The organism is Kitasatospora sp. SC0581 (assembly GCF_048159585.1).
GTDB lineage: Bacteria > Actinomycetota > Actinomycetes > Streptomycetales > Streptomycetaceae > Kitasatospora.
The window spans coordinates 102,768-124,324 of the sequence record NZ_JBLRWA010000026.1; the positions used below are offsets into that span (position 1 = coordinate 102,768).

Below are 21,557 nucleotides of genomic sequence, written 5' to 3' on the forward strand. Positions count from 1 at the left end.
TGCTGCCCCCGGGGTCCGGGTGACCGCTACGGGCGGACGGTGAGGACCAGCTTGCCCGTGACCCGGCCGGTCTCGCCCTCGGCGTGGGCCTTCGCGGCCTCCGCGAGCGGGTAGGTGGCGGAGACGTGCGGGCGCAGCTGCCCGGCTTCGACGAGGGCGGCGATCGCGGCCATGCCCGCCCGGTCGTGCTCGACCAGCAGGGCCTTCGCCGTCACGCCCAGCTCGGCGGCGCGCTCGGCCACCTCGTCGATCCCCTGGGGCAGGATCGACACCAGGACGCCGCCGGGCCGGAGGGTCTCCAGGGAGCGCAGCCGGTCGTCGCCGCCGAGCGGGTCGAGGACCACGTCGATGTCGCGGGCCTCCGCCACGAAGTCGGCCGTGCGGTAGTCGATGACCTCGTCCGCGCCCAGGCCCCGGACGAAATCGTGCTTGGCGGCGGACGCCGTACCGATGACGTACGCGCCGCGCGCCTTGGCGATCTGCACGGCGACGTGCCCGACGCCGCCGGCCGCCGCGTGCACCAGGACCCGCTGCCCCGGCCGCAGCCCCGCCGTGTCGACGAGCGCCTGCCAGGCGGTGAGCGCCACCAGCGGGAGCGCCCCGGCCTCGACGTGGCTCAGTACGGCGGGCTTGGGCACGAAGGCCCGGGCGGGGCCGACGACGTACTCGGCGTGCGCGCCGGCGCCGTACGGGTAGGGCAGCATGCCGAACACCTCGTCGCCCGGGGCGAAGAGCGAGACGCCGACGCCGACCGCCTCGACGCTGCCGGAGACGTCCCAGCCGAGCGTGAACGGCGGCTGCCCGAGGAAGTAGCCGCGGTCGCGGTGCTTCCAGTCGGTGGGGTTGACCCCGGCGGCGTGGACGGCGACGAGAACCTGGCCGACGCCGGGCGCGGGCCGCTCGACCTCGGCCTCGTGGAGGACGTCCGGGGTGCCGAGGGTGGTCTGGGTGATGGCCCGCATCGTGTTCGTGCTCGTGGAGTTCATGGTCATGGAGTTCGTGGTCATGGAGCCAGCCTGCGGCCGCGCCCCTGACCAGCGAAATGGCAAGATTGCCAAAGACCGATAGAATCGTGCCATGCCTGCGATGGAACCCTGTGGTCCCCTCGGTTCTGGCGGCCCCGGCGCCCGGCCGCCGCACCGCGTCGTCGTCCTCGCCCTCGACGGCGTCTACCCCTTCGAGCTGGGCATCCCCAACCGGGTCTTCCCCGGGGTGCCGGGCGCGTACGAGGTGGTGACGTGCGCGGCGACGGAGGACCGGACGGTCGCGACCAGCGCCGACTTCACCATCACCGTCGGGCACGGGCCCGAGGCCCTGGAGAGCGCCGACACCGTCGTCATCCCGCCGTACGCCCTGCACCGCGCCACCGCCGACCTGCCGGAGCCCGAGCGCGCGGCCCTCGCCCGGATCCGCCCCGGCACCCGCATCGTCTCCATCTGCACCGGCGCCTTCGCGCTGGCCGCCGCCGGCCTGCTCGACGGACGCCCCGCCACCACCCACTGGGCCCTGGCGCCGGCCTTCCGCCGGATGTACCCCCGGGTCGCCCTGGACGCCGACGTGCTCTTCGTCGACGACGGCGACATCCTCACCTCGGCGGGCGCCGCCTCCGGCCTCGACGTCTGCCTGCACCTGGTGCGCTCCGACCACGGCAGCGCCGTCGCCAACCAGGTCGCCCGCCAGTGCGTGGTCCCGCCCTGGCGCGAGGGCGGCCAGGCCCAGTACATCGAACAACCGGTGCCCCCGGAAGGCGCCAACGGCACCGCCGCCACCCAGGCCTGGGCCCTCCAACACCTCGACCGCCCGCTCGCCCTCCGCGAGCTGGCCGCCCACGCCCGGATGAGCCCGCGCACCTTCGCCCGCCGCTTCCAGGACGAGACCGGCACCAGCCCGGGCCGCTGGCTGATCCAGCAACGCCTCCACCGCGCCCGCCACCTGCTGGAGACCAGCGACCTCCCCGTCGACCGCATCGCCACCGAGATCGGCTTCGCCACCGGCGCCTCCCTCCGCCAGCACCTCCACGCCGCGATCGGCGTCTCCCCCCAGACCTACCGCACCACCTTCCGCGGCCACCCCGGCCCCCAACCCCACCCTGACCACCGCCCGACGTAGGAAGTCGGCAGGCCCGACTTCCTACGTCGAATCGTTAGCCGCCGCCGAATCGACGAGCGAGGAGCCGGGGCGAGGTGAGCCCCGGAGCCCGGTTGTCCTGTCCGGCAGCCATGTGATCGAGCCACCGCTCATACCAGGCGAGAAAGTCCGGGGCCGAGGAGACGTTCGGACCCCAGAAGCCGTCTGCGTTGCCGACGACCACGCGCCCGGCGAGAGGGCCGGTCATGCCGACGAGGGCGAGATCGCTGCAGCCGCGTTCGATGACGTGTAGGAACAGGTCACCACGGCGGGTGGGACGGTAGGCCCGGCTGAATCCCCTACCGCCCATGGTGGTGGGGATGCCGGGACGGCGCACCCCAGGTCGTCGACAATGAGAACGGATGGGTCGGTTTCCACTACTACGTGGCGCTGAATCGGCTCTTGTACTGGCTCTGCCGGTCAACAGGGTCCCTCATCGGTCTCGCCCGACGAAGTCGTTGAGCGACAACGTGAGTACCTGTTTCTGATGGCACGCGAACGAGCCGAGGTGCGTGGTGGGCGACGGGGGCTGTCACTGCTGGTGTGGCAACGAGTACGTTGATGGGGTGGATGAACCGACGGTCCCGACAGCGGGTATGACGATCAGCGTTCGGACGCGCCAGGACGTGGTGATCGTTGATCCCGAGCGCTTCCTCGCCTCGGCCCGCCAGGCGTATCGCGAACTGTCTCCCGATGTCACCGAGGAGACCGCGTCCGAGATCGTCAACGATGTCCATGAAGCTGTGTTCGTCCTGCTGGAGCGGTTCGGCCACCTTGCAGCCGATGCGCCGAACACGTTCGCCGGCCTTCCCGGCCAACGGACTTTTGATCGTTCGGATGGTCTTTCGCCTGCGGGCGAACGCAGGCAGGTCGTGCTCGACGATCCGATGCCGTTGCAGGACTACGGCTGTTTCGGACCGGAGGACCCGTTCGTCCTTCCAGGGGATGCTATTGAGCGTCCGTAGGCACATGGAGATGTCGCCGTGCCCTCTGCGATGCTCGGCTCATGCGCGTGAGTTTCGACGGTGTCACCCCGGTGCCGCGGATGCTGCTGGTCAGCGAGTTCCTGCTCCGCCCCGACTTCCGGGTCGAACTGGACGGGTCGGTATTCGTCGCGGTCGGCGACCGAGTCTCGTACGAGGACGGCACCATTGCTGTGACGTGCCCGACCGGTCAGCGACGCAGGCATCCGGCCCGAAACAGCTACTGGATCTGCCGCTGATCGCAGCGATCGTCAACTGGCCCTCGCACCGTTGGCCGGTCTCCCCAAGGCCGTCATTGCCTATCGGAGCTCAGGCAGTGGTCCGGAGTTCTTTGGGTAGCAGCCCTCTTGAAGCCGGAAGAGGTACTTCCGGAGGTCCGCGCGGAGCCCTTCAGTGATGTAGGCGGCAAAGTCCCTCAGCCCCTCCGCGGCTTCCCTCTCGTCAGACCTGTCGCTGGATGACCATGTGGGCAGGAGGGACTCCAGGTACTCGGTGACCCGCCCACGGTCGAGCCACCAGTCCCGAACAGCCTCGGGTGTCCATCGGCTGTTGCCGTCGCAGGCATAGCCGCGGTACGGATCTTCCTGGGCTGCTGTCACCAGGTTCAGGACCTCGGCCGTGGTCGCCGGCTGGCGATACACATATTCACCGAAGTACTCGCCGCCGTAGAGTACATGACGTGGTGCGTGTAGCCGGCCCGTCCAACAGTTATCGGCGATCCCGGTATAGAAGGGGCCAGGAACGTTCAACCAGAGCCGGTCCTCCCAACGCCCACCGAAGGACGTCTCGGGCTCGCCTTCTGGAAGCGCCGCTATCGGTTCCCAGCACAACTCTTCATAGGTCATCCGCGAAGCTTAGGATCCGATGGGAAGGATCTCTAGACGTTTGCGCTGCTTCGTCCGGTGTCGCGTCGGATGTCGGGCATGCCGAGGTGGACCGCGGACGGTTGTGCTGCCCGGTCGCGCATGGCCTCCAGCTTCTGCGCGGCGGCAGCCATGATGCTCTCGATGGCGGTCACCTCGTCGAGCCCTGCTCCCCGGCCTCTTGGGGCCGGTCACCCCGTGGCCGGGCTGCGGGGGTGGGCGCGGTGGGTGCGCCAGGCGGTGAGGGCTTCGGTGTGGGTGCCGGTCGGATGGGAGGTGTGCCAGGTGCGGAGGAAGCGGTTGAGTTCGAACTGTGGGTCGATTTCCTGGGGTTGGGCGGCGGCCCGGCGGGTGGTGTGCCAGTGGGTGGTGGCGTCGGCCAGGGTGCGTCCGGCGGATTCGGCGATGAAGGTGCGCATGTGGGCGTCGAAGTGGAAGGCTGGGCCGATCTCGCGGCGGAAGTACTCGCGCAGGACTTGGCTGCACCGCTGGCCCTCGGGGATGACGGTGGATCCGTCGACCGGGGCGGCGAGTTGGCGGCCGGCCTTGCGTGCGCGGGGTGGGGCGGTGGGTGGGGCGGCGCCGTCGAGTGCGGCTCGTAGCCGCTCCGTCAGTGCTGCCTTTCCGCCGCCGCGCGGCACGCCGAGTTCCCGGGCGAGCGTGGTCAGTTCGGCCAGCGTCCAGTACCAGCGGGCCAGTTCGTTCCCGCTCAGTGCCGCGCTCGGCTCCGGTCGGATCTCAGTGCCCGTATGCGAACTCATGCCTCCATGATAGGAGGGTGGTGTACGTCCGGTGGTTCATGGAGGAACCTGTGGCGCGGTGTGGAAAACCCCGAATCCGCCCTCGCCGCTTCGGATCTGCAGATGGTGATGTGCTGTGCGTGAGTTCGCACGAGTATAGGAGTGCGTGCCGGGGTATCCGCACCTGGTTTTTGACCATTTGAAAGCCGTCGGGAAATCTTTCAATCCTGATGTCCGGCGGGTCCGGGTTCTACCGGGTCGATCTTGGAGCATGGGATGATGTCATCCATGACGTGCATTCGAAGGGGCTATGCCGCGTAGAACACCGGCTTCACTTCGGCCGCGCGTACGCGGCTGGGGGAGGGCCTGGGTGCGGTATCGCGATGTCCCGGGTCTTTCGGGGGCGGCCAACGCCGCCGTCCGTGTGCTTGAGCGGGAGCGGTTGGCTCCGGGCATGGTGTCAGTGGCGCTGAGCGTCTGGTCCGTGCGTGTCCACGGCACCGAGCGCCGGTGGAGGCGGTGGGAGGCCGAGTTCACCTGTCCGTGCTGTGGGTCGGGCTGGGCCCGGGACACGTTGCAGGAGGCTCTGTTCATGCTTCCGTCAAGGGCTGCGGGCGAACTCCGGGTTCAGCTGGATCGCCTGGACGTGGTGCTTCTCGGGCGGACGCATCATGAGCCGACGGCGGACGCCGAGTTGGCGTGGTGGCATCGCAGGTGCTGATAGGCCCGGGGCCTGGACCGTGGCGTTCGGGCAGGCTCCCGCAGGACGTTCCTGCGATGTCGGGCGAGGGCGTCCGCGGTCGGTCCGCCCGTAGGAGCCGGCCTTCGCCGCCCGCGAATCCGACGCCTTGGAAGGAGGTGCCGAACTCCACCTGCACGAAGCCGAGTTCCCGGTGCAGGTCGAGCGAGGCGCGGTTCCTGGCGGAGACGAAGCACCAGACCGCCGAGTCCCTTTCCCAGGCCCATTCCATCCGGCGTCGGGTCAGCAGCCTCGCCAGGCCCCGGCGCCGCCAGGCGGCATCCACCGTGACGCCGGTCAGGTAGTGGCCGGCCGGGGCGCCGTCCGCCGGGTGCGCGGGCAGGTAGGCCGCACTCGCGTACCCGACGGCTTCACCGGAGACCTTCGCGGTGACCATCAGGCTGCGCTCACCGCGAAGTGCCCGGTGGATGCGGTCCGCCCATTCGTCCGCCGAGCCGCCGCGCGCCCGGGCCTGCAACTCGGCCAGCACGGGTGCGTCGTCCTCGGTGGCCTCCGCCACCACCGCGATCACGGGTGCGTGCCGCGCGGCCGGGTCGGGGGCGTAGGCGGCGAACCGCGGATCCGTCCCTGCCATGTCGTCCCTCTCGCCGGGCCGGTGCTGTCCTGGCCCGCCACGCTATGGCGGCCGACGCGGCCCCCGCTACCCGGCCGACGGCTCGGCCGACGGCTCGGGCGAAGGTCAGGTCGACGGGGTCGGGCCCGGCCTGAACGCGTCGGCGTGGTCGGCGACCCACCGGGAGAACGGTCTCGGCGGTACTCCGAGGATGTCGGACACCGCGGAGGTGAGGTACGCGGGCCTTCCGATCGTCGCGCCCCAGGCGTTGAGCAGCATGTCGACGGCCGGGCGCGGTGCCTTTCCGTCCATCGCGCCGCGGAACTCGTCCGGCGACAGCTCCTCGAACCTGGTCGGGCGTCCGAGGACGTTCCCGATGATCTCCACCTGCGCCGCCTGGCTCAGGGACTCGGGGCCGGTGAGGACGTAGTCGCCGTCGGCGTGTCCGTCCCCGTAGAGGGTGCGGGCCGCGACGGCCGCGATGTCACGGTCGTCGACGGGGGCGGTCTCGGCGGCGCCGTACGGCCAGCGGACCACCTCGCCGGCGCGGATGGCGGGTGCCCACCAGGCCAGGGAGTTCGATGCGAACATCCCCGGTCGGATGATCGTCGATTCGAGGCCGGTGGCCGCGATGAGTCGCTCGATCTCGGCGTGGAGTACCGCCATGGGGTTCGGCTGCCGGAAGAAGGGGTGGGGTGTCTGGTGCGGCGAGGAGAGGAGGACGACGCGCTGCGCGTGGGCGGCCAGGCGCTCGACGACTGCCGCGGCGGTCGGCGGCGGTGCGGTCCAGAGGAGGAAGACGGCGCCGACGCCCCGCAGCGCCCCGTCGAGGGAGGCGGGCACAGTGAGATCGCCGGTGACGACGTCGACGCCGGGCGGCAGCGTCGCCGCCGCTTCGGGACGACGGGTGAGGGCGCGGACCGGCACGCCCGCGGTGAGGAGTTCGTCGACGACTCCGCGCCCGATCCGGCCGGTGGCCCCGGTGACGAGCACCGGCGGCATGGGGGTTCGTGCGGTGTCTCGTGCGGCGTTTTGCGTGCTGTTCGGCTGGGTCATTCCTCCAGGAAATCGTTACTCGGTTAAAAACGCAACCTGGTCACTAATGTTATGCTGTTCAGGTGATCGAGCCGACGGGGCTGCGCGCCCGCAAGAAGGCGCGGACCCGTGACGCCATCGCCGAAGCGGCGGTCTCACTGTTCCTGGCGCACGGATTCGACCAGGTCTCGGTCAGCGACATCGCCGCCGTGGCCGAGGTCTCCAAGCCGACCCTCTTCCGGTACTTCCCCACCAAGGAGGACCTGGTCCTGCAGGGGTTCGCGGACCACCAGGGCGAGGCCGCGCGCGTCGTGCGCGACCGCCCGTCCGACGTCTCGCCGATGGCGGCACTGCACGCGCACTTCCTGGACGGCCTCGATCGGTTCGAACCCGTCACCGGCCTCAACGACCATCCCGCGGTGGTGGATTTCCACCGTCTGGTGTTCACCACGCCGAGCCTGGCGGGACGGCTCCTGCAGTACATGCTCGCGGACGAGCAGGCGCTGGCCGAGGCCCTCGACCCGGGCCCGGACGTCCAGGCGCGGTTGAGGGCGGCCCAGGTGATCGCGGTCCAACGGGTGCTCGCCCGCGCCAACTGGCAGAAGATCGCCGACGGGCGGAGCGCCCGCGACGTGCGGCCCGAGGCCGTCGCCGACGCCGACCAGGCCTTCGCCCGCCTGCGGTAGCGGTCCGGACGCGGCCTTCGTACAGGTTCCGTCGGTGCCCGGCGACGCTGGCGGAGAGCCCCTCGGCGATCCAGAATGATCGGATGATCAGGCTTGAGACTCCCCGTTTGATCCTGCGTCGCTGGCGCGAGGAGGACGTCGCGCCCATGGCCGCCGTCAACGCCGACCCCGAGGTCATGCGGTGGATCCGTGACGGCAGCGTCCGTGACGAGCAGCAGACCCGCGACGGGATCCGGGCGTGGGAGGCGGAGTGGGAGGCGCGGGGCTTCGGCCTGTTCGCCGTGGAGATCCGCTCCACCGGCGAACTGGCCGGGTTCACCGGCCTTTCGGTGCCCTCCTACCTGCCGGAGGTGCTGCCGGCGGTCGAGGTCGGCTGGCGGCTGGGACGTGCCCACTGGGGGCGGGGCCTGGCCACCGAAGCGGCCGCGGCCGCCGTACGGTTCGGCTTCGAGGAGCGGGGGCTGGAGCGGATCGTCAGCATCGCCCAGGTGGGCAACGACGCCTCCGAGCGGATCATGACCAAGCTGGGGATGCGGCTGGAGCGCGAGACCGTCAATCCCACCGGCGGCCGGCGAGTCCGGGTCTTCGCGTTGTCGGCGGACCAGTACGTCCCAACTGCCCGTTGACGGCGGGCCCGCACGGCGGCTTTCCGCACGGCTGCTTTCCGGGTGAACGTCCACGGCGGCCGCGCGTGCCGAGGACGTGGCGCGGGGAGCGGGCGGGCGACGATGCGGGCGTCGTGCGCCGCTCCGGCGGCGCGACCGTACGCAGGGAGAGGTGCCCATGTCCATCGAAGAGAACAAGAGGCTGGTCCGCCGGTTCTACCAGGAGGTGGACGCCGGCAACCTGGATGCCATGGACGACCTTGTCGCCGAGGACTACCAGGACCACTCGCCGCCGCCGTTCCCGGGGCTCGCCGCCGGCCGGGAGGGCTTGAAGCAGGCGTTCCGGCTGTTCTGGGAGGCCACACCCGGAGTCCACGAGATCGAGGACCAGATCGCGGAGGGCGACAAGGTGGTGACCCGGCTGACGGGCCGTGGGATGTGCGTGGGGGACCTCCCGGGCATCCCGGCGACCGGCCGGCCGATCACGATGACGGCGACGGTGATCCACCGCATCGAGAACGGGAAGCTCGCCGAGAAGTGGTCGGACAAGGACGTCCTCGGCTTCCTCCAGCAACTGGACGTGATCCCGCCGCTCGGCGGGCCCCCGGAGTAGCCCGCTGCGCCCTCGGAACGGTTCGGGTGGTGTTCCTGGAGGCGAAGTCGGCGGCGGCGTCCACCATCTGTCGGCGGCTCGCGCAGACGCGCACACACGAGGGTGGTCTTCGCGGACGGGACGCCGCCCGCGAAGACCACCCTCGGCAGTGCGCGCCGTGCTGGTGATGACCCGACACGTCGGCCGGTCGGTACGGCGGGCTCAGCGGAAGTCGTCGGCGTGGTCGACGGCCCACTGGGCGTAGGCGTGTGCCGGGGCGCCGGTGATCTTTTCGGCGATGACGGAGGTCACGGCCGCGACGCCGTCGGCGGCGGCCCACTGGCCGACGATCGCCTCGGCCACGACCGGGTGCATGGTCCTGGCGACGTCCGCGCGGGCCTGCTCGTGGGAGACGTGCTCGACCCGGATGGGACGGCCGATGGCCTCGCCGATGTGCTCGACCTGGCGTCGCAGGGTCAGGGACTCGGCGCCGTGGACGGTGTAGGCCTGGTGCGAGTGGCCCGGTTCGGTGAGGGCGGTCACCGCCAGCGCCGCGATGTCCTTCTCGTGCACCGGCGCCGACTGCGCGAGCGGGTAGGGGAGGCGGACGACGTTGCCGGTGCGGATCGACTCGGCCCACCAGGTACGGGTGTTGGCCGCGAACGTCCCCGGCCGGAGGAACGTCCAGTCCAGGCCGGACCGTTGGACGGCCTGCTCGATCGTGCGGTTCAGGCGGGCGACGGGGTGGTCGGCGGCGGGGTCCAGGACGACCGCCACCGACGAGAGCAGGACCACCTGCCGGATCCCGGCCGCCGCGGCCGCCGCGGTGACCTTCTCGATGTCGTAGGGCTTCTGGGGGTCGAGCATTCCGTACAGGAACAGCTTGTCGGCACCGTCGAGCGCCGCGGGCAGCGTCTCGGGACGGTCCAGGTCGGCGACGACCGCTTCGTACCCGGGCGTCGGGCCCGTGGCCGGGGTCCTGCTGACCGCTCTGACCTGCTCGCCGGCGGCCAGCAGGCCGTCGGCGACATGACGACCGACGTTGCCGCGGGCGCCGAAGACGACTGCCACCATGATGGAACCTCCTGCTTGGTGTGGACCTTGCTGTGGACGTGAAGTGCCGTACGGGAGCGGGCGGTTGCGAGCTGCGCCGCTGCGGGTCCGCCCCCGATCGCGGATCGCCGATCGCCGGTCAGGGCCGGATGTTCTCCAGGTCCGCCAGCACGCCGGGCTGCCGCGGCTCCCAGCCGAGCGCCTGCCGGGTGCGGGCGCTGGACGCGGGCTGGTCGGCCCGGAAGATCGGGCCGAGCGGGCCGTAGGTCTCCTCCGGCACCGACTGGACCGGCAGGCCCAGCCGTCGGCCGATGACGGCCGCGATGTCCCGCACCTCGTCCCCCTCGTCGGCCACGGCGTGCCAGGCGGTGCCGGGCTCCGCCCGCTCCAGGGCGAGCCGGAAGAGGGCGGCCGCGTCGAGCGCGTGGACGGCGGGCCAGCGCTGGGTGCCGTCGCCGGGGTAGCCGGAGATCCCGCTGCGGCGCGCGATGTCGGTCAGCAGGCCGGCGAACCCGCCCGCGCCCTCGGTGTGGACCGTGCGCGGCAGACGGACGGAGGTGCTCCGGACTCCGCGCGAGGCCAGGCCGAGGATCGCCGTGACCGTGCGACCGCGGCCGCCGACCGGCCCGTCGGTCGGCACCGGGTCGGCCTCGGTGGAGGCGCGGCCCGGCACGTGGGGCGTACCCGAGACGGTGACCAGGGGGCGGTCGCTGCCGAGGAGCTCCTCGCCGAGGGTGGTGAGGGCGGCGGTCTCCTCGGCGACGTTCCGGGCGAGGGCCTCGGGGCTGCTGAAGTCGTTGCCGAAGGCCAGGTGGATCACCCCGTCGGCCTGGGCAGCGCCGGAGCGCAGCACGTCCAGGTCGGCGAGGCCTCCCCGCAGCGGCTCGGCGCCGGCCGCCTCGGCGGCCCGGGCGGAGGCGTCGGAGCGGGCAAGCGCGAGGACGGTGTGGCCGTTGCCGAGGAGTTCGGCGACGACGGCGGAGCCGATCAGACCGGTGCCGCCGGTGACGAAGACACGCATGGGAATCCTCCCGGAAGTGATGGGACTCTTGTCCCATCACCGTAGCAGGATGATGGGACAAGAGTCCCATCACATATGCTGATCCCATGAGTCGATGGGAACCAGGTGCGCGTGAACGCCTCGTCGTGGCCGCGGTCGACCTGTTCACGGAGCAGGGGTACGACGCCACGACGGTCGCGCAGATCGCCGAGCGCGCCGGGGTCACCAAGAGCACCTTCTTCCGGCACTTCCCCGACAAGCGTGAGCTGCTGGTCGCCGGGCAGGAGACGCTGAGCCGGCTGCTGACCGAGGGCATCGCCGAAGCGCCCGGTGACGCCAGCCCGCTGGAGGCCGTCGCCGCCGGTCTCGAGCGCGCCTCGACCGCTATGGGCCCGGCCACCCGCGAACTCGCCCCCCGCCTGAAGGCGGCCATCGCGGCCAGCGCCGAGCTTCAGGAGCGCGACACCCTCAAGACCGTCAGCCTCGCGGCCGCGATGACCGCCGCGCTGGTCGCCCGCGGCGTACCCGATCCGATCGCGGCCCTCGCGGGCGAGCTGGGCGTCCTCGCCTTCAAGCGGGGGTACGCCGAATGGGCCGAGGGCGACCGCGGCGCAGAGGGTGAGCGAGGCGCCGAGGACGACGGTGGCGCCGAGCAGGCGCTCGCCTGGTACGTCCTGGCGGCCCTGGACGAACTGCGCGCGGCGAGCGCATCGCTGGGCTGACCGGAAGACCATCGTCCAGCGCTGGTGCGGCGGATGAGAAGCAGGCCTGACGGCTGCGGATTCGCGGTCGGGGCGTCTGCGAAGATCACTCCCAGCGCGTCACGCCACGCGGTTGATCAATGATCCGACGCCCCTCAAGCCGCGATGTCCTGGCCGATCGCCCGCAGGACGTCGGCGAGCCACACCAGGTGGTACCCCACCGCGCGATCCGGCTCGGCGAGGAGGCCGGTCAGGTGCTGCCAGGACTCGGAGAGCTGACCGATCGTGAGCTCGTCCGGGGCTCAGTAGACGTCGTAGAGGCCGTCCGGGGGGACGGACCAGAAGTAGTCCTTGTCCAGGGCGACGGTGTCGCCAGGTGTGGCGGCCTCGATGTGGCGTAGTACCAGGTCGAACGATCGGCGCAGGTCGGCAAGGGGGATGGACAGGGGTTCATCGGCCATGGGGATCAGTATCGGGCCTGTGCGACGGCGCTCGCTCCGGCTTTTCCGGCCGCCCGGCTCGGATCACCATGCGGCTGCGCGAGAAGTCGGTGGAGCCGACTTCCTGTGCGCGGGGGTGGTTGGGAGCTTGGGCTGAGCACGTCGGCCGCCCGCACGGTGTGCTCGGCGCCGTGAAAGGCTGGGGCATGTCCTATCACCTGCGGTTCTTCTTCGAGTACGGCGTCGACACCCCGTTGTGGCCGGGCCCTCAGAGCGCTCCCGACCTCGACAGCCCCTACGAATACCCCTGCGTCCTGGAGAAGCTGCCCATCACCCCGGCCACCCGGGACGAACTCACCAGACTCGCCGACCTGTACCAGTCCTCCCTCGACTGGGACCACCCGGCCGGCCCCTCGCCCTGGACCCGGGACCAGCAGGAATCGTTCCGAAGCGAGGCCGACGTGGCGCTGGAGGCGCTGCGCCGCGAGCTGGGCGACGAGTGGACGGTCGAGGACCGCAGGCACTGAGCCCGCGCTCGTGGGCCGGGCCGTAGTCGGTGGCGAACTGCGCCGGACCGGCGGGTATCTCGGTGGCGACAGCTCGTCCGCGCTGCCAGAGTGCCCTGGTGCTGAAGGAATCCGATGTACTCGAAGTGCTGGACCTGCTCAAGAGCGCAGGGGCCGCAGCCTGGGTGGACGGCGGCTGGGGTGTGGACGCCCTGATCGGGGAGACGACCCGAATCCATGCGGACCTCGACCTGGTCGTCCTGTTGGACCAACTGGACGTGGTGCGAGACGCGCTGGCCGAGGCCGGGTTCACGGAGGTCCTGCGGGACTGGCTGCCCGCCGCGCTTGCCGTCGCGGACGGTGCCGGCCGGGAGATCGACCTGCACCCCGTCCTCGGCTCCTCCCGCGAGGGCGGGGTGCAGCTTCTCCCGGGCGGTGAACGGTTCCACTACCCGCCGCCGGTGACCGGGACCATCGGCGGGCGCCGGGTCCCGTGTGTCGACGCGGCGACGCAGGTGCGGTGTCACCTCGGCTATGAAGCCACGGACAAGGACCGACAGGACATGGCACGGCTGCAGGCCGGCACAGGAGTCGAGCTTCCCCTGGACTACATGCCTGCGCCCTGAAGGCCGTTGCTCCGATCTTGAGGGCTGCCGCTCGGACGGGAGTCTCGATCGGGTGGCTCCGGCGGACCTGGGCCGGTGGTTGAAGGGCGAGGGCTGGAGTTGAGCGGCTGATTCGGGGCTGCGCAGGAAGTCGGCGGGGTCGACTTCCTGCGCGGGGCCGGTGGTTGGGGGGTCTGGCCGTAGCGGCAGGGGGCCGGCCGTGTCCGCGGATTCAATGCGGTAGGTGCTTCGACCAGTCTCCTCCGGGGCGGTAGGCGCGGCCGTCGTCGAGCTGCCTCGTCCCGCCGGGGACGACGTCGTCGTGGTACGGGTACTGTTCCGTCACCGCCGCGAGCAGGAACTCCAGGAAGCCGCCCTCGAAGAGGTCCCACTCCCGCATCGAGTGGAACTTGGCGGCGACCGGCCAGCGGTCCGGGTCCGGGCCCCGCGTCAGCCAGAAGAAGTGGTCCGAGTTGGAGTTGTTGGCCCATTTCAGCAGCCCTCCCTCGGCGGGGAACAGCGGGTACGGGCACTCGTCGTGGTCCCCGTCCCGGTAGGCCTCGGCCAGCCAGGCGCAGTATCCGTAGGGATCGGTCGTGTCGTACAGGAATCCCTCGAAACCGAGCGGCTGACTGACCTGGGAACTGGGCGCCGCCGATGGTGTGTAGATGTGCAGTTCGTCGCTGATGCTGACCATCCCGTAGCGGTCGACGAACGCCCGGTAGTCCGCGGGCAGTTGGAAACCGAGCACCTCGGGCCCGAGCTCCCAAGGGACCGGGACCACTCCGCCCGCGGGCGGCGGCCCGATGACCGCGCCGAGCCGGTCCAGTGTCTCCTCGATGTCCACGTCCACTCCCGTCAGCCGTTCGTTCCGGCCGGAGGCTATCCGCTGCCGGTGACACCGGAGGCGGGCGGCCCCACTTCCCTGCCCGGCCGACCAGCGGGCCGTCAGGGCGGGCCGCCGGTCCGTGGGGTTCGTCTCGGGGGCGAGGTCCTGGAGTGGCCGACCGGGCGGTCCGGCGCGAACCGGTGTGAACCGGCGCGGTCCGGCGCGAAACGGCGCGGGCGTCGGGGCCGGGCGCCGGACGGTTACGGTTCGGGGCCCGAACCGGCGCACGTCCTCGCTATGCTCTGTACTCGACCTGACGTTCCGTCACCATCCAACTGCGTAAGGGTTTCGCATGGACTCGAGTTCCGCACCGAACAGGCTCGTCGGCGGACGGTTCAGGCTGGTGAGAGCTCTGGCGGCCGGGGGCATGGGCCAGGTCTGGGAGGCCAGGGACGAACTGCTGGACATCGAGGTCGCGGTGAAGGAGGTCCGTTGGGAGGAGGAGGACCTCTCCGAGGACGAGCACGAGCAGGCCATCGCCCGGGCCATGGCGGAAGCCCGCCACGCGGCCGCGCTCCGCGACCACCCCAACATCGTCACGGTGCACGACGTGGTGGTGGAGGACGGCGGCCCGTGGATGGTGATGCGGCTGGTCCGCGGCCGTTCGCTGGCACAGGTGCTCCGGGCCGACGGGCCGTTGGAGCCGGAGCGGGCCGCCGAGGTGGCCGTCGGGGTGCTACGGGCGCTGGCCGCTGCGCACCGGGTGGGCATCCTCCACCGCGACGTGAAGCCGTCGAACATCATGCTGGCCGACGACGGCGGGGTGCTGCTGGCCGACTTCGGCATCGCCAAGAACCACGCGGGCACCGTGCTGACCACCACCGGGTCCCTGGTCGGGACGCTGGACTACATCGCCCCGGAGCGGCTGGCCCACGAGCCGGACACCCCGGCCGTCGACCTGTTCAGCCTCGGCGCGACGCTGTACGAGGCCGTCGAGGGGGTGTCGCCGTTCCGGCGGGAGACGACCGCGATGACGATCGCCGCCGTCGCGCTCGCCCTCGTCCCGCCGCCCCAACGGGCGGGCAGGCTGACGCCGTTGATCACCGCGCTGCTCTCCCGGGACCCGGCCGGTCGGCCCGACGCGGCGGCGGGGCTGGCCATGCTCGACGGCCCCGGGCCGGCGGGCGGGGGCGCCGCTCCGCAGCACGTCCCCGTGGCGGCGGAACCGACCGGCGGACCGGAGGGCGCCGCCACGCCCACCGAGCCCGACCTCCCGGTCACCCCTCCGGTCACCCCTCCGGCGACGGCGACGCCGACATCGACGCCGACGCCGACGCCGACATCGACGCCGACGCCGACGCCGACATCGACGCCGACGCCGACGCCGACATCGACGGCGACACCCACACCGACCGCGCCCCGCCCCGGACGGCTGCGGGAGCCCCGGACCCGGATCGCGCTGGCCACCGCGGTCGCCGTCGTCTGCGCGTCGGTCCTGTCCTGGGCCCTGCTCCGGAGCGATGACGACGCCGGCCGCGGCGCCGGCGCCGCGGCTTCCTCGCCCGCCCGGGACACCGGGGCCCCCTCGGCCTCTTCCGCCCCCTTGCCCCCCGTGATGTCCTCGGCCTCCTCACCCGCCCAGGACGCCGCCATGACGGCCACGGCGACGCCCGGGAACGCGGCCGGTCCGGCGGTGTCCGACGACCAGCACCTCCGTGTCTTCACGGCGTACAAGGACCAGCAGCTCCTGGAGAGCTACGTGGACCTCGGCAACGAGGCGGCGAAGCTCCGGCAGAGCCCGAACCCGGGCCAGGTCAGGGTGGTGGACTACGCACTCAGGTCCGAAGACTCCACCATCCCCCAGGTGCTGGCCGGCACCCGCCCGGTGGCGGTGCTCGACAAGGGCATCGTCCGGGTGTTTGTCGTGAACTCCGTGAACAAGCACCTGGTGGAGGCCCGGTTGGAACCCAACAAGGACTGGCAGGCCACCGACCTCGGTGATCAGGAGGTCCGGAGCACTCCGACCGCGGCGGTACTGGACGGGAAGGTCAACGTGTTCACCGTCGGCGTGGACAACCACCTGCGGCGGTCCTACCTGGACGACTCGGGCTGGGGCAGGCAGGACCTGCACGACGACCTCGGGCTCCTGGGCGCGGGGCAGCTGCCCGCCGCGCCGGTCGCCGCCGGCACCGCGCCGGTGGCGGTGGTGGAGGGGGATTTGGTCAGGGTGTACACGATCACGAAGGACCAGCAGCTCCAGGAGTCGTCGCTGAGGATCGGCGAGAAGTGGAACATCTTCACCATGACCGGCGTGCCGTCGTCCGTCATGACGCCGAGCGCGGTGGTGCACGACGGGGTGACGAGCGTCTTCACCGTCAACAGCGGCGACGGCCATCTCTCGGAGGCCCGGCTGACGCCTCCGGGGACGTCGGCGGGCGGCACGCAGGATGCAGGGTGGCGACTCCACGACCTGACCAAGGACTTCCGGGTGCCGGTGCCACGCTCCGCCCCGGCGGCCCTGGTGCACGGCGGGACCACCAGCCTCTTCCTGGTCGACAGGAACGGCCTGCTGACCGAGACGAAGGCGGCGGGCGGCGGGTGGGCGCCACAGGACTCCCTGGCGAACGCCGGTGTTCAGCAGGTGGCCGACGGCTTCGAGCCGGCGGTGGTGGACCACGGCGGCGTCACCCGCGTCTACACGGCCCGCCGGAGCGACGGGAAGCTCCAGGAGACCGCGTTGCGGAACGGCACGTGGAGCACCGAGGTCGTGGGGTGAGCGGGGCGGCCCGGACGGCGCCGGCCGTCCGGGCCGTCGGTCTTCTGCCACCTCCATGGACGTGGTGATCGCAGCCGCGACCAGTACGCGAGGGAAGGAACGGCAGAGCGGGTCCCCGCACCAGTCGGCTGCGTGAGAAGTCGGCGGGTCCGACTTCCTGTGCGGGGCGGGTGGTTGGGAGCCATCGCAGATCAGGAGGGATCGATGCCCGCGTACTCCAGCGGCGGCGCGATCGCCTGGGCGTCCGCGCCTTCGCCCACCCACAGGCCGATCAGGAAGGCCGCCGTCGCCTCTAGGAGGCCTGCCCGGTCGAGCCCTCCTCCGTTGAGCGGTACGCAGCCGAGGTCGCGAACGAGGTGTCCGACGGTGTCGAGGGCCGGCGCGTCGTCGCCGCAGAGCGGCACCGCGAGGGGGCGTCCGTCGAAGACGGTCGGGGTCCTGCGCCACACGCTCTCGTGGCAGAGGTTGAACGCCTTGACCACGGACGCGCCGGGCGCCGCGGCCGCGATGCGCTCGGCGGCCGACGGCCCGCCATGGGTCTCCAGGACGAAACCCGGGGCGATCGGATTGGTGCAGTCGACCAGCGTCCTTCCCCGCGCGGCGTCGGCCAGGCCGGAGACCACGCCGATCGCCGCCGCGTAAGGCACGGCCAGCAGCACCGCGTCCAGGCCGTGTTCGACCGCGTCCCGCGGGGTTCCCGCCCGTCCGCCGATCTGGTCGGCGAGTTCGGCGGCGCGGCCGTCGTCCCGCCCGCCCACCAGCACGTCGTGCCCGGCCCCCGCCCACCGGGTACCCAGCACCCGCGCCATTGCGCCGGTACCGATGATTCCGATCCTCATCATGACCAACCTCCTTGTGACGACCTGCCAGTCGGCTCAGGGAGACAGTAGGAAAGTCCTGGGGCACCATCTGGTAAGTGACCACTGACCACGGCTTCCTCGCCGACTGCCGAGCCCGGCTCGCCTTCGACCTGCTCGCCAACACCTGGAACGCCGTCCTGGTGTGGGCGCTGCGCGACGGGCCCTCGCGGCCCGGCGAACTGCGCGAGCGGATCGGCGGGATCAGCCCCAAAGTCCTCACGGAGACGCTGCGCCGGCTCCAGTCCGACGGGTTGGTGGAACGCCGCGCGTACGCCGGGTCGCCACCGCGCGTGGAGTACACCCTCACCGGGTTGGGGCGGACACTCCTGGAACCGATCGAGGCGTTCGGCGCCTGGGCCTTCGAACACGGCGAGGACGTGATGGCAGCCCGGGACCGGGCGGAGGCAACCGGGCACGGTCGCGACTGACGCCGGTCACGACGTCACAACCGGAGCGCTGAGCGGCTCCGCCGAAGTCCGTTGCCGATCCGAACCTGCGGTACGAACCCGGCCGCCCCTGGTGAACGGGGTCTGGGGGCGCCTGTCTCGAAGTCGGGTGTGAGCTTGTGGCAAGATCGCGGGATGCTGCGACTCACCGATTTCATCATCGACTGCCCGGACACGATGAAGCTGGCGGCTTTCTACTCCGAGGTGACGGGCCGTCCGATCAAGGAAGGCAGCTCGGCGGACTGGGCCGGCATCCAGTTCGGCGAGATCGAGCTGGCATTCATCCGGGTGGACGACTACCGCGCTCCGCAGTGGCCCGACAGCGAGCACCCCAAGCAGTTCCACCTCGACTTCGAAGTGGACGAGATCGAGCCCGAGCAGCGCCGCGTCCTCGACCTCGGCGCGACGCTGAGGCAGGACTTCATCGGCCCCAACGGCTACGGCTGGCAGGTCTACACCGACCCGATCGGCCACCCCTTCTGCCTGTGCCGCAACAAGGGCGTCATCTGGACCGACCAGGGCCCGGTCTGGCCCGAGCGCGGCTGACACGGCCTTGGTGAAGTCGGCTGCTGATCCTTTGACATGACGACGATCCTGCGGCATCCCCGACCTGGGTTCATGTGGGATTGGTGGGCAGTGGACGCCCACGGTTTCCTCGTGCAGTTCAGTTGCGGGCCCGCACCTGAGCATCTACTGGTGCATGTAGACCGTGTCGACGCTGCGGCTGCATGGGCCGAGGAGAACCGTCCCGCATGGTTCAACCACGCCCCCTCATCGCTTCACGCCTTCAGCTGCGACGGCGAGCTACCGGTCTACACCCGCAACAGCGTCCCGGACTCCCCGCTGCGACTGTCCGATGCCCCGGCAGCCGTCGCGGAGGTTGCGGCCCTGGTTGAACTGCACAGAGCAGTGGGAGACGCCTGGACGGTCTACCTCGACGAGGGATGGGTCTAGGCAGCCCGGCTGGAGTCACCTGGCCGACCGGATGACGACGGCGGCGATGGCCCATGTGCCGTCGGCGGCCCACTCCCGCAGCCGGTAGTGGGCGCCCTTCCACGAGCCGAAGCGCTCAGGCAGATCCATCCACGGCACCCCGGTGCGGTACTTGACTGCGATCGCGTCGATCACCTGCCGGTGATCACGCCACTGCCCTCCCCGCCGAGGTGTCGGATCCGGCGGCAACGGCTCGATCCTTGCCCACTGGGTGTCAGTCAATGACGCACACATCAACCAGCGATCGGATGATCCGAAGGAACGGCCTAGGTTCGGGCGGCTCGGGCGCGGCAGTGGGCGAGGGCGTACTTGATGCGGGTCTCGGAGTGGTGGGTGGTGGTGAGGAGTTCGCCGGCGGCGACGAGGGTGGCCCAGTACAGGGCGGGGTCGCCGGTGCGGGGCATGGGGCGGGCGGCGGTGAGGGAGAGGTACGCGGTGGTGAGGTTGCCGGTGGTGAACCAGCGCTGGAGACCGTGCTGGTGGCCGGGGCGGATGCCGCCCATGGCGTCGACGGCGGTGATGAAGAGGTCGACGACGGCGAGTTCGGTGTCGGTGAGGGACTTGGGGACATCGAAGACGCCGAGGGCTTCGAGGAGTTCGCCGGTGTCGGTCTCGGAGTCGGGGCGGGGGTCGGCGAGGAGGGCGTCGTAGCAGTCGTTGAGGCGGCGGGTGGTTTCGGCGAGGGGGATGGTGAGGGCGAGGCAGACGGCGCGGGCGGAGGAGAGGGGCTTGCGGGTGCGCTTGGCGAGGAGGGCGTAGGTGTCGGCGGGGGTCCGGCCACGGGAGAGGGCGTGGCGGGCCAGGGTCGTGAGGTGCATGGGGGTTCGGGCTTTCAGGCGGTGGCGAGGGCGGAGACGGGGGCCGGGGCGATGAGCACCCAGACGAACTTGCCGATGTCGTCGGGGCGGGAGGTGCAGCCCCAGCGTTCGGCGAGTTCGTTGACGAGGAACAGGCCGCGCCCGTGCTCGTCGGAGGGGGTGGGGGTGTGGAGGGACGGTCGGCCGCTGCCGGCGTCGTGGACTTCCAGCCGGAGGCGGGAGTTGACGAGGGTGAAGCGGATCTCGATGTGGCGGTCGTCGGGGGCGTCGGAGTGCTGGACGGCGTTGGCGAACAGCTCACCGAGGAGGAGCTCGGCGGTGTCGGCGTAGCGGTCGCCGGAGGGCAGGCCCGCGAGATAGGCCCGGAGCAAGTACCTCGCCAGGGGCGTGGATTCGATGCAGGAGTCGAGACGCGCGACGAAGGCACGGGGCCGGCGGGACATGAGCATGGGGACACCTCATGGGGGCAGAGGGGGCGTGCGACAGGAGCGCGCACAGTCACGCTGTGCATGCAGATGATTGCGTTCCGGTCTCAATGATCCGGGCTTCGGATGTACGGTGATGGCCGAAATCAGGTACCACGCACCTGCGGTACGTCAGGGGGTCTGACATGGCACACCGGCGACTCGTCAACGAGGTGACGGCCAGTTCGGCGCGGTTGTTCGGCGAAGAGCTGCGCTTCTACCGGGAGGCGACGGGCTACACGCAGGAGCAGTTGGCGAAGCTGCTGCACTCCACCAGGCCGAATATCACACGGTTTGAGTCCGGCAAGAGGCGCATGCCGCCGGACATGGTCATGCAGGCCGACGTACTGCTTGGCGCCGACGGGGCGCTGAAGCGGCTCTGGGATCGGGTGGACTGGAACGCCGAAGTTGAACACCCGGATTGGTTCCAGACTCATGCCGACGCGGAGTCCGAGGCTGTGGCGGCCAGAGTCTTTCAGATCGCGGTGATGAACGGGCTGTTGCAATGCCGCGAGTATGCGGAAGCCGTTTTTGCGGTCAGCGATGCAGCCGGTAAGCCGGAGATGATCAAGCAGCGAACGCAGGCTCGGTTGGCTCGGCAGAAGCGATTCCTGGAGCCGGGCGGGCCGCCCTTGCTGGCGATCCTGGACGAGAGTTGCATTCGAACCGTCTATGGCGGGCCTGGCGTGATGGTGCGTCAGATGGAGCACCTGCTGGCGGTTGCAAAGCTTCCGAACATCGTGATCCAAGTTGTGCCGTTCACGTGTCGACAGGCCAGCGTTGATGTCTCAATGGTGCTGCTGGAGATGCCTGACGGACGAACCTGTGTGTATTCCGAGAGCCTCGATCGCGGGCATTCCAGCGATGTTCCGGAGATCGTTGCGCGGCATCGCTGGAGCTATGATCTGCTCCATGGGGCGGCGCTGCCAGTGGCCGACTCGCTCGCGCTGTTCGCGGATGCGCTGGAAGGGTTCAGGGATGACGAGGAACGAGTTCGACGTGGCCGTCTGGCGCAAGAGCAGCTACAGCGGGGGCAACGGCGGCAACTGCATCGAGGTAGCCCCCGGATTCCCCGGTCTCGTCCCCGTGCGTGACTCCAAGGACCCGCGCGGCCCGGCGCTC

Annotated in this window: 27 protein-coding genes and 2 pseudogenes; 14 read left to right on the forward strand and 15 right to left on the reverse strand. The window is 70.9% G+C overall.

All coding sequences use genetic code 11. The features are described 5' to 3' along the window. Positions 1-26: 26 nt before the first annotated feature. The gene (locus ACLWS4_RS29310) at positions 27-1,007 is read right to left on the reverse strand and encodes an NADP-dependent oxidoreductase (RefSeq protein WP_416875704.1); all 981 of its coding nucleotides are present in this window, start codon (positions 1,005-1,007) and stop codon (positions 27-29) included. 79 nt (positions 1,008-1,086) lie between these two features. On the opposite strand from ACLWS4_RS29310, the gene ACLWS4_RS29315 reads away from it, so the two are divergent. After that, complete coding sequence (locus ACLWS4_RS29315) at positions 1,087-2,109, forward strand: GlxA family transcriptional regulator (protein WP_416875721.1); 1,023 nt, start codon at positions 1,087-1,089, stop codon at positions 2,107-2,109. Between the two features lie 34 nt (positions 2,110-2,143). Here ACLWS4_RS29315 and ACLWS4_RS29320 read toward each other — a convergent pair. After that, positions 2,144-2,434: pseudogene (locus ACLWS4_RS29320) on the reverse strand (SMI1/KNR4 family protein); the annotation flags it as partial. 289 nt (positions 2,435-2,723) lie between these two features. On the opposite strand from ACLWS4_RS29320, the gene ACLWS4_RS29325 reads away from it, so the two are divergent. Then, positions 2,724-3,092 carry a hypothetical protein gene (locus ACLWS4_RS29325; protein ID WP_074006459.1) on the forward strand — a complete coding sequence of 123 codons (369 nt, stop codon included), beginning with the start codon at positions 2,724-2,726 and terminating at the stop codon, positions 3,090-3,092. A 41-nt stretch (positions 3,093-3,133) separates the two neighbouring features. Beyond that, a complete protein-coding gene (locus tag ACLWS4_RS29330) occupies positions 3,134-3,349 on the forward strand; it encodes a hypothetical protein (RefSeq protein WP_074006460.1) in 216 nt (71 codons plus the stop codon). Positions 3,350-3,409: 60 nt separating this feature from the next. On the opposite strand, the gene ACLWS4_RS29335 is transcribed toward ACLWS4_RS29330, so the two are convergent. The 5 genes from ACLWS4_RS29335 to ACLWS4_RS29355 all read right to left on the reverse strand — a co-directional run bounded on the left by ACLWS4_RS29335 (position 3,410) and on the right by ACLWS4_RS29355 (position 7,028). Continuing rightward, on the reverse strand, positions 3,410-3,955 hold the full coding sequence (locus ACLWS4_RS29335; protein ID WP_074006461.1) for a hypothetical protein: 546 nt from the start codon (positions 3,953-3,955) through the stop codon (positions 3,410-3,412). Between the two features lie 32 nt (positions 3,956-3,987). After that, positions 3,988-4,128 carry a hypothetical protein gene (locus ACLWS4_RS29340; protein ID WP_158077807.1) on the reverse strand — a complete coding sequence of 47 codons (141 nt, stop codon included), beginning with the start codon at positions 4,126-4,128 and terminating at the stop codon, positions 3,988-3,990. Positions 4,129-4,164: 36 nt separating this feature from the next. Beyond that, on the reverse strand, positions 4,165-4,734 hold the full coding sequence (locus ACLWS4_RS29345) for a DUF6434 domain-containing protein (protein ID WP_416875705.1): 570 nt from the start codon (positions 4,732-4,734) through the stop codon (positions 4,165-4,167). 569 nt (positions 4,735-5,303) lie between these two features. Then, a complete protein-coding gene (locus ACLWS4_RS29350) occupies positions 5,304-5,984 on the reverse strand; it encodes a GNAT family N-acetyltransferase (RefSeq protein ID WP_416875706.1) in 681 nt (226 codons plus the stop codon). Positions 5,985-6,152: 168 nt separating this feature from the next. Next, positions 6,153-7,028, reverse strand: coding sequence for an NAD(P)H-binding protein (locus ACLWS4_RS29355; RefSeq protein ID WP_416875722.1), 876 nt, complete (start codon positions 7,026-7,028; stop codon positions 6,153-6,155). A gap of 116 nt (positions 7,029-7,144) precedes the next feature. Here ACLWS4_RS29355 and ACLWS4_RS29360 point away from each other — a divergent pair, with 116 nt between their 5' ends. The 3 genes from ACLWS4_RS29360 to ACLWS4_RS29370 all read left to right on the forward strand — a co-directional run bounded on the left by ACLWS4_RS29360 (position 7,145) and on the right by ACLWS4_RS29370 (position 8,965). Next, positions 7,145-7,747 carry a TetR/AcrR family transcriptional regulator gene (locus ACLWS4_RS29360; RefSeq protein ID WP_416875707.1) on the forward strand — a complete coding sequence of 201 codons (603 nt, stop codon included), beginning with the start codon at positions 7,145-7,147 and terminating at the stop codon, positions 7,745-7,747. Between the two features lie 83 nt (positions 7,748-7,830). Continuing rightward, the gene (locus tag ACLWS4_RS29365; protein ID WP_416875708.1) at positions 7,831-8,373 is read left to right on the forward strand and encodes a GNAT family N-acetyltransferase; all 543 of its coding nucleotides are present in this window, start codon (positions 7,831-7,833) and stop codon (positions 8,371-8,373) included. A gap of 157 nt (positions 8,374-8,530) precedes the next feature. After that, positions 8,531-8,965, forward strand: a complete 435-nt coding sequence (locus ACLWS4_RS29370) for an ester cyclase (protein ID WP_117486781.1) — start codon at positions 8,531-8,533, stop codon at positions 8,963-8,965. A gap of 201 nt (positions 8,966-9,166) precedes the next feature. On the opposite strand, the gene ACLWS4_RS29375 is transcribed toward ACLWS4_RS29370, so the two are convergent. Both ACLWS4_RS29375 and ACLWS4_RS29380 read right to left on the reverse strand, forming a co-directional pair. Beyond that, complete coding sequence (locus tag ACLWS4_RS29375; RefSeq protein WP_416875709.1) at positions 9,167-10,018, reverse strand: NAD(P)H-binding protein; 852 nt, start codon at positions 10,016-10,018, stop codon at positions 9,167-9,169. Positions 10,019-10,136: 118 nt separating this feature from the next. Continuing rightward, the gene (locus ACLWS4_RS29380; RefSeq protein WP_416875710.1) at positions 10,137-11,018 is read right to left on the reverse strand and encodes an SDR family oxidoreductase; all 882 of its coding nucleotides are present in this window, start codon (positions 11,016-11,018) and stop codon (positions 10,137-10,139) included. 86 nt (positions 11,019-11,104) lie between these two features. Here ACLWS4_RS29380 and ACLWS4_RS29385 point away from each other — a divergent pair, with 86 nt between their 5' ends. After that, the gene (locus ACLWS4_RS29385) at positions 11,105-11,719 is read left to right on the forward strand and encodes a TetR/AcrR family transcriptional regulator (protein ID WP_416875711.1); all 615 of its coding nucleotides are present in this window, start codon (positions 11,105-11,107) and stop codon (positions 11,717-11,719) included. Between the two features lie 281 nt (positions 11,720-12,000). On the opposite strand, the gene ACLWS4_RS29390 is transcribed toward ACLWS4_RS29385, so the two are convergent. Further along, positions 12,001-12,159 carry a hypothetical protein gene (locus tag ACLWS4_RS29390; protein WP_416875712.1) on the reverse strand — a complete coding sequence of 53 codons (159 nt, stop codon included), beginning with the start codon at positions 12,157-12,159 and terminating at the stop codon, positions 12,001-12,003. A 185-nt stretch (positions 12,160-12,344) separates the two neighbouring features. Here ACLWS4_RS29390 and ACLWS4_RS29395 point away from each other — a divergent pair, with 185 nt between their 5' ends. Together ACLWS4_RS29395 and ACLWS4_RS29400 are read left to right on the forward strand one after the other, a co-directional pair. Then, complete coding sequence (locus ACLWS4_RS29395; protein ID WP_416875713.1) at positions 12,345-12,665, forward strand: hypothetical protein; 321 nt, start codon at positions 12,345-12,347, stop codon at positions 12,663-12,665. Positions 12,666-12,763: 98 nt separating this feature from the next. Continuing rightward, positions 12,764-13,270 (forward strand): nucleotidyltransferase domain-containing protein, encoded by a 507-nt coding sequence (locus tag ACLWS4_RS29400; protein WP_416875714.1) that lies wholly within the window; start codon positions 12,764-12,766, stop codon positions 13,268-13,270. Between the two features lie 211 nt (positions 13,271-13,481). On the opposite strand, the gene ACLWS4_RS29405 is transcribed toward ACLWS4_RS29400, so the two are convergent. Beyond that, complete coding sequence (locus ACLWS4_RS29405) at positions 13,482-14,096, reverse strand: hypothetical protein (RefSeq protein ID WP_416875715.1); 615 nt, start codon at positions 14,094-14,096, stop codon at positions 13,482-13,484. 385 nt (positions 14,097-14,481) lie between these two features. On the opposite strand from ACLWS4_RS29405, the gene ACLWS4_RS29410 reads away from it, so the two are divergent. Beyond that, positions 14,482-16,854 carry a protein kinase domain-containing protein gene (locus tag ACLWS4_RS29410; RefSeq protein WP_416875716.1) on the forward strand — a complete coding sequence of 791 codons (2,373 nt, stop codon included), beginning with the start codon at positions 14,482-14,484 and terminating at the stop codon, positions 16,852-16,854. Between the two features lie 191 nt (positions 16,855-17,045). Here the strand turns inward: ACLWS4_RS29410 and ACLWS4_RS29415 are convergent, their stop codons facing one another. Beyond that, positions 17,046-17,693, reverse strand: a complete 648-nt coding sequence (locus ACLWS4_RS29415) for an NADPH-dependent F420 reductase (protein ID WP_416875723.1) — start codon at positions 17,691-17,693, stop codon at positions 17,046-17,048. Positions 17,694-17,770: 77 nt separating this feature from the next. Between ACLWS4_RS29415 and ACLWS4_RS29420 the strand changes: the two genes are divergently transcribed. Then, positions 17,771-18,142: a winged helix-turn-helix transcriptional regulator gene (locus ACLWS4_RS29420; protein WP_416875717.1), complete on the forward strand. Its 372-nt coding sequence runs from the start codon at positions 17,771-17,773 to the stop codon at positions 18,140-18,142. Between the two features lie 153 nt (positions 18,143-18,295). Then, on the forward strand, positions 18,296-18,706 hold the full coding sequence (locus ACLWS4_RS29425; RefSeq protein ID WP_387972350.1) for a VOC family protein: 411 nt from the start codon (positions 18,296-18,298) through the stop codon (positions 18,704-18,706). A 423-nt stretch (positions 18,707-19,129) separates the two neighbouring features. Here the strand turns inward: ACLWS4_RS29425 and ACLWS4_RS29430 are convergent, their stop codons facing one another. The 3 genes from ACLWS4_RS29430 to ACLWS4_RS29440 are packed head-to-tail and all read right to left on the reverse strand — an operon-like array spanning position 19,130 to position 20,420. After that, positions 19,130-19,387 carry a transposase gene (locus ACLWS4_RS29430; protein WP_388051430.1) on the reverse strand — a complete coding sequence of 86 codons (258 nt, stop codon included), beginning with the start codon at positions 19,385-19,387 and terminating at the stop codon, positions 19,130-19,132. Between the two features lie 32 nt (positions 19,388-19,419). Next, positions 19,420-19,971, reverse strand: coding sequence for a hypothetical protein (locus tag ACLWS4_RS29435; protein WP_416875718.1), 552 nt, complete (start codon positions 19,969-19,971; stop codon positions 19,420-19,422). 14 nt (positions 19,972-19,985) lie between these two features. Beyond that, complete coding sequence (locus tag ACLWS4_RS29440) at positions 19,986-20,420, reverse strand: ATP-binding protein (RefSeq protein WP_416875719.1); 435 nt, start codon at positions 20,418-20,420, stop codon at positions 19,986-19,988. 161 nt (positions 20,421-20,581) lie between these two features. Here ACLWS4_RS29440 and ACLWS4_RS29445 point away from each other — a divergent pair. Then, positions 20,582-21,376 (forward strand): annotated as a pseudogene (locus ACLWS4_RS29445) (helix-turn-helix domain-containing protein); the annotation flags it as partial. A 37-nt stretch (positions 21,377-21,413) separates the two neighbouring features. After that, positions 21,414-21,557 (forward strand): DUF397 domain-containing protein (locus tag ACLWS4_RS29450; protein ID WP_416875724.1); only part of this gene is annotated, 144 nt, incomplete at its 3' end.

What these genes read in the sequence shown, in the direction of transcription:
- ACLWS4_RS29310 (WP_416875704.1), bottom strand. Translation starts at nt 1,007, where the DNA reads ATGACCACGAACTCCATGACCATGAACTCCACGAGCACGAACACGATG.
- ACLWS4_RS29315 (WP_416875721.1), top strand. Translation starts at nt 1,087, where the DNA reads ATGGAACCCTGTGGTCCCCTCGGTTCTGGCGGCCCCGGCGCCCGGCCG.
- ACLWS4_RS29325 (WP_074006459.1), top strand. Translation starts at nt 2,724, where the DNA reads ATGACGATCAGCGTTCGGACGCGCCAGGACGTGGTGATCGTTGATCCC.
- ACLWS4_RS29330 (WP_074006460.1), top strand. Translation starts at nt 3,134, where the DNA reads ATGCGCGTGAGTTTCGACGGTGTCACCCCGGTGCCGCGGATGCTGCTG.
- ACLWS4_RS29335 (WP_074006461.1), bottom strand. Translation starts at nt 3,955, where the DNA reads ATGACCTATGAAGAGTTGTGCTGGGAACCGATAGCGGCGCTTCCAGAA.
- ACLWS4_RS29345 (WP_416875705.1), bottom strand. Translation starts at nt 4,734, where the DNA reads ATGAGTTCGCATACGGGCACTGAGATCCGACCGGAGCCGAGCGCGGCA.
- ACLWS4_RS29355 (WP_416875722.1), bottom strand. Translation starts at nt 7,028, where the DNA reads ATGCCGCCGGTGCTCGTCACCGGGGCCACCGGCCGGATCGGGCGCGGA.
- ACLWS4_RS29365 (WP_416875708.1), top strand. Translation starts at nt 7,831, where the DNA reads ATGATCAGGCTTGAGACTCCCCGTTTGATCCTGCGTCGCTGGCGCGAG.
- ACLWS4_RS29370 (WP_117486781.1), top strand. Translation starts at nt 8,531, where the DNA reads ATGTCCATCGAAGAGAACAAGAGGCTGGTCCGCCGGTTCTACCAGGAG.
- ACLWS4_RS29375 (WP_416875709.1), bottom strand. Translation starts at nt 10,018, where the DNA reads ATGGTGGCAGTCGTCTTCGGCGCCCGCGGCAACGTCGGTCGTCATGTC.
- ACLWS4_RS29380 (WP_416875710.1), bottom strand. Translation starts at nt 11,018, where the DNA reads ATGCGTGTCTTCGTCACCGGCGGCACCGGTCTGATCGGCTCCGCCGTC.
- ACLWS4_RS29385 (WP_416875711.1), top strand. Translation starts at nt 11,105, where the DNA reads ATGAGTCGATGGGAACCAGGTGCGCGTGAACGCCTCGTCGTGGCCGCG.
- ACLWS4_RS29390 (WP_416875712.1), bottom strand. Translation starts at nt 12,159, where the DNA reads ATGGCCGATGAACCCCTGTCCATCCCCCTTGCCGACCTGCGCCGATCG.
- ACLWS4_RS29395 (WP_416875713.1), top strand. Translation starts at nt 12,345, where the DNA reads ATGTCCTATCACCTGCGGTTCTTCTTCGAGTACGGCGTCGACACCCCG.
- ACLWS4_RS29415 (WP_416875723.1), bottom strand. Translation starts at nt 17,693, where the DNA reads ATGAGGATCGGAATCATCGGTACCGGCGCAATGGCGCGGGTGCTGGGT.
- ACLWS4_RS29425 (WP_387972350.1), top strand. Translation starts at nt 18,296, where the DNA reads ATGCTGCGACTCACCGATTTCATCATCGACTGCCCGGACACGATGAAG.
- ACLWS4_RS29430 (WP_388051430.1), bottom strand. Translation starts at nt 19,387, where the DNA reads ATGTGTGCGTCATTGACTGACACCCAGTGGGCAAGGATCGAGCCGTTG.
- ACLWS4_RS29435 (WP_416875718.1), bottom strand. Translation starts at nt 19,971, where the DNA reads ATGCACCTCACGACCCTGGCCCGCCACGCCCTCTCCCGTGGCCGGACC.
- ACLWS4_RS29440 (WP_416875719.1), bottom strand. Translation starts at nt 20,420, where the DNA reads ATGCTCATGTCCCGCCGGCCCCGTGCCTTCGTCGCGCGTCTCGACTCC.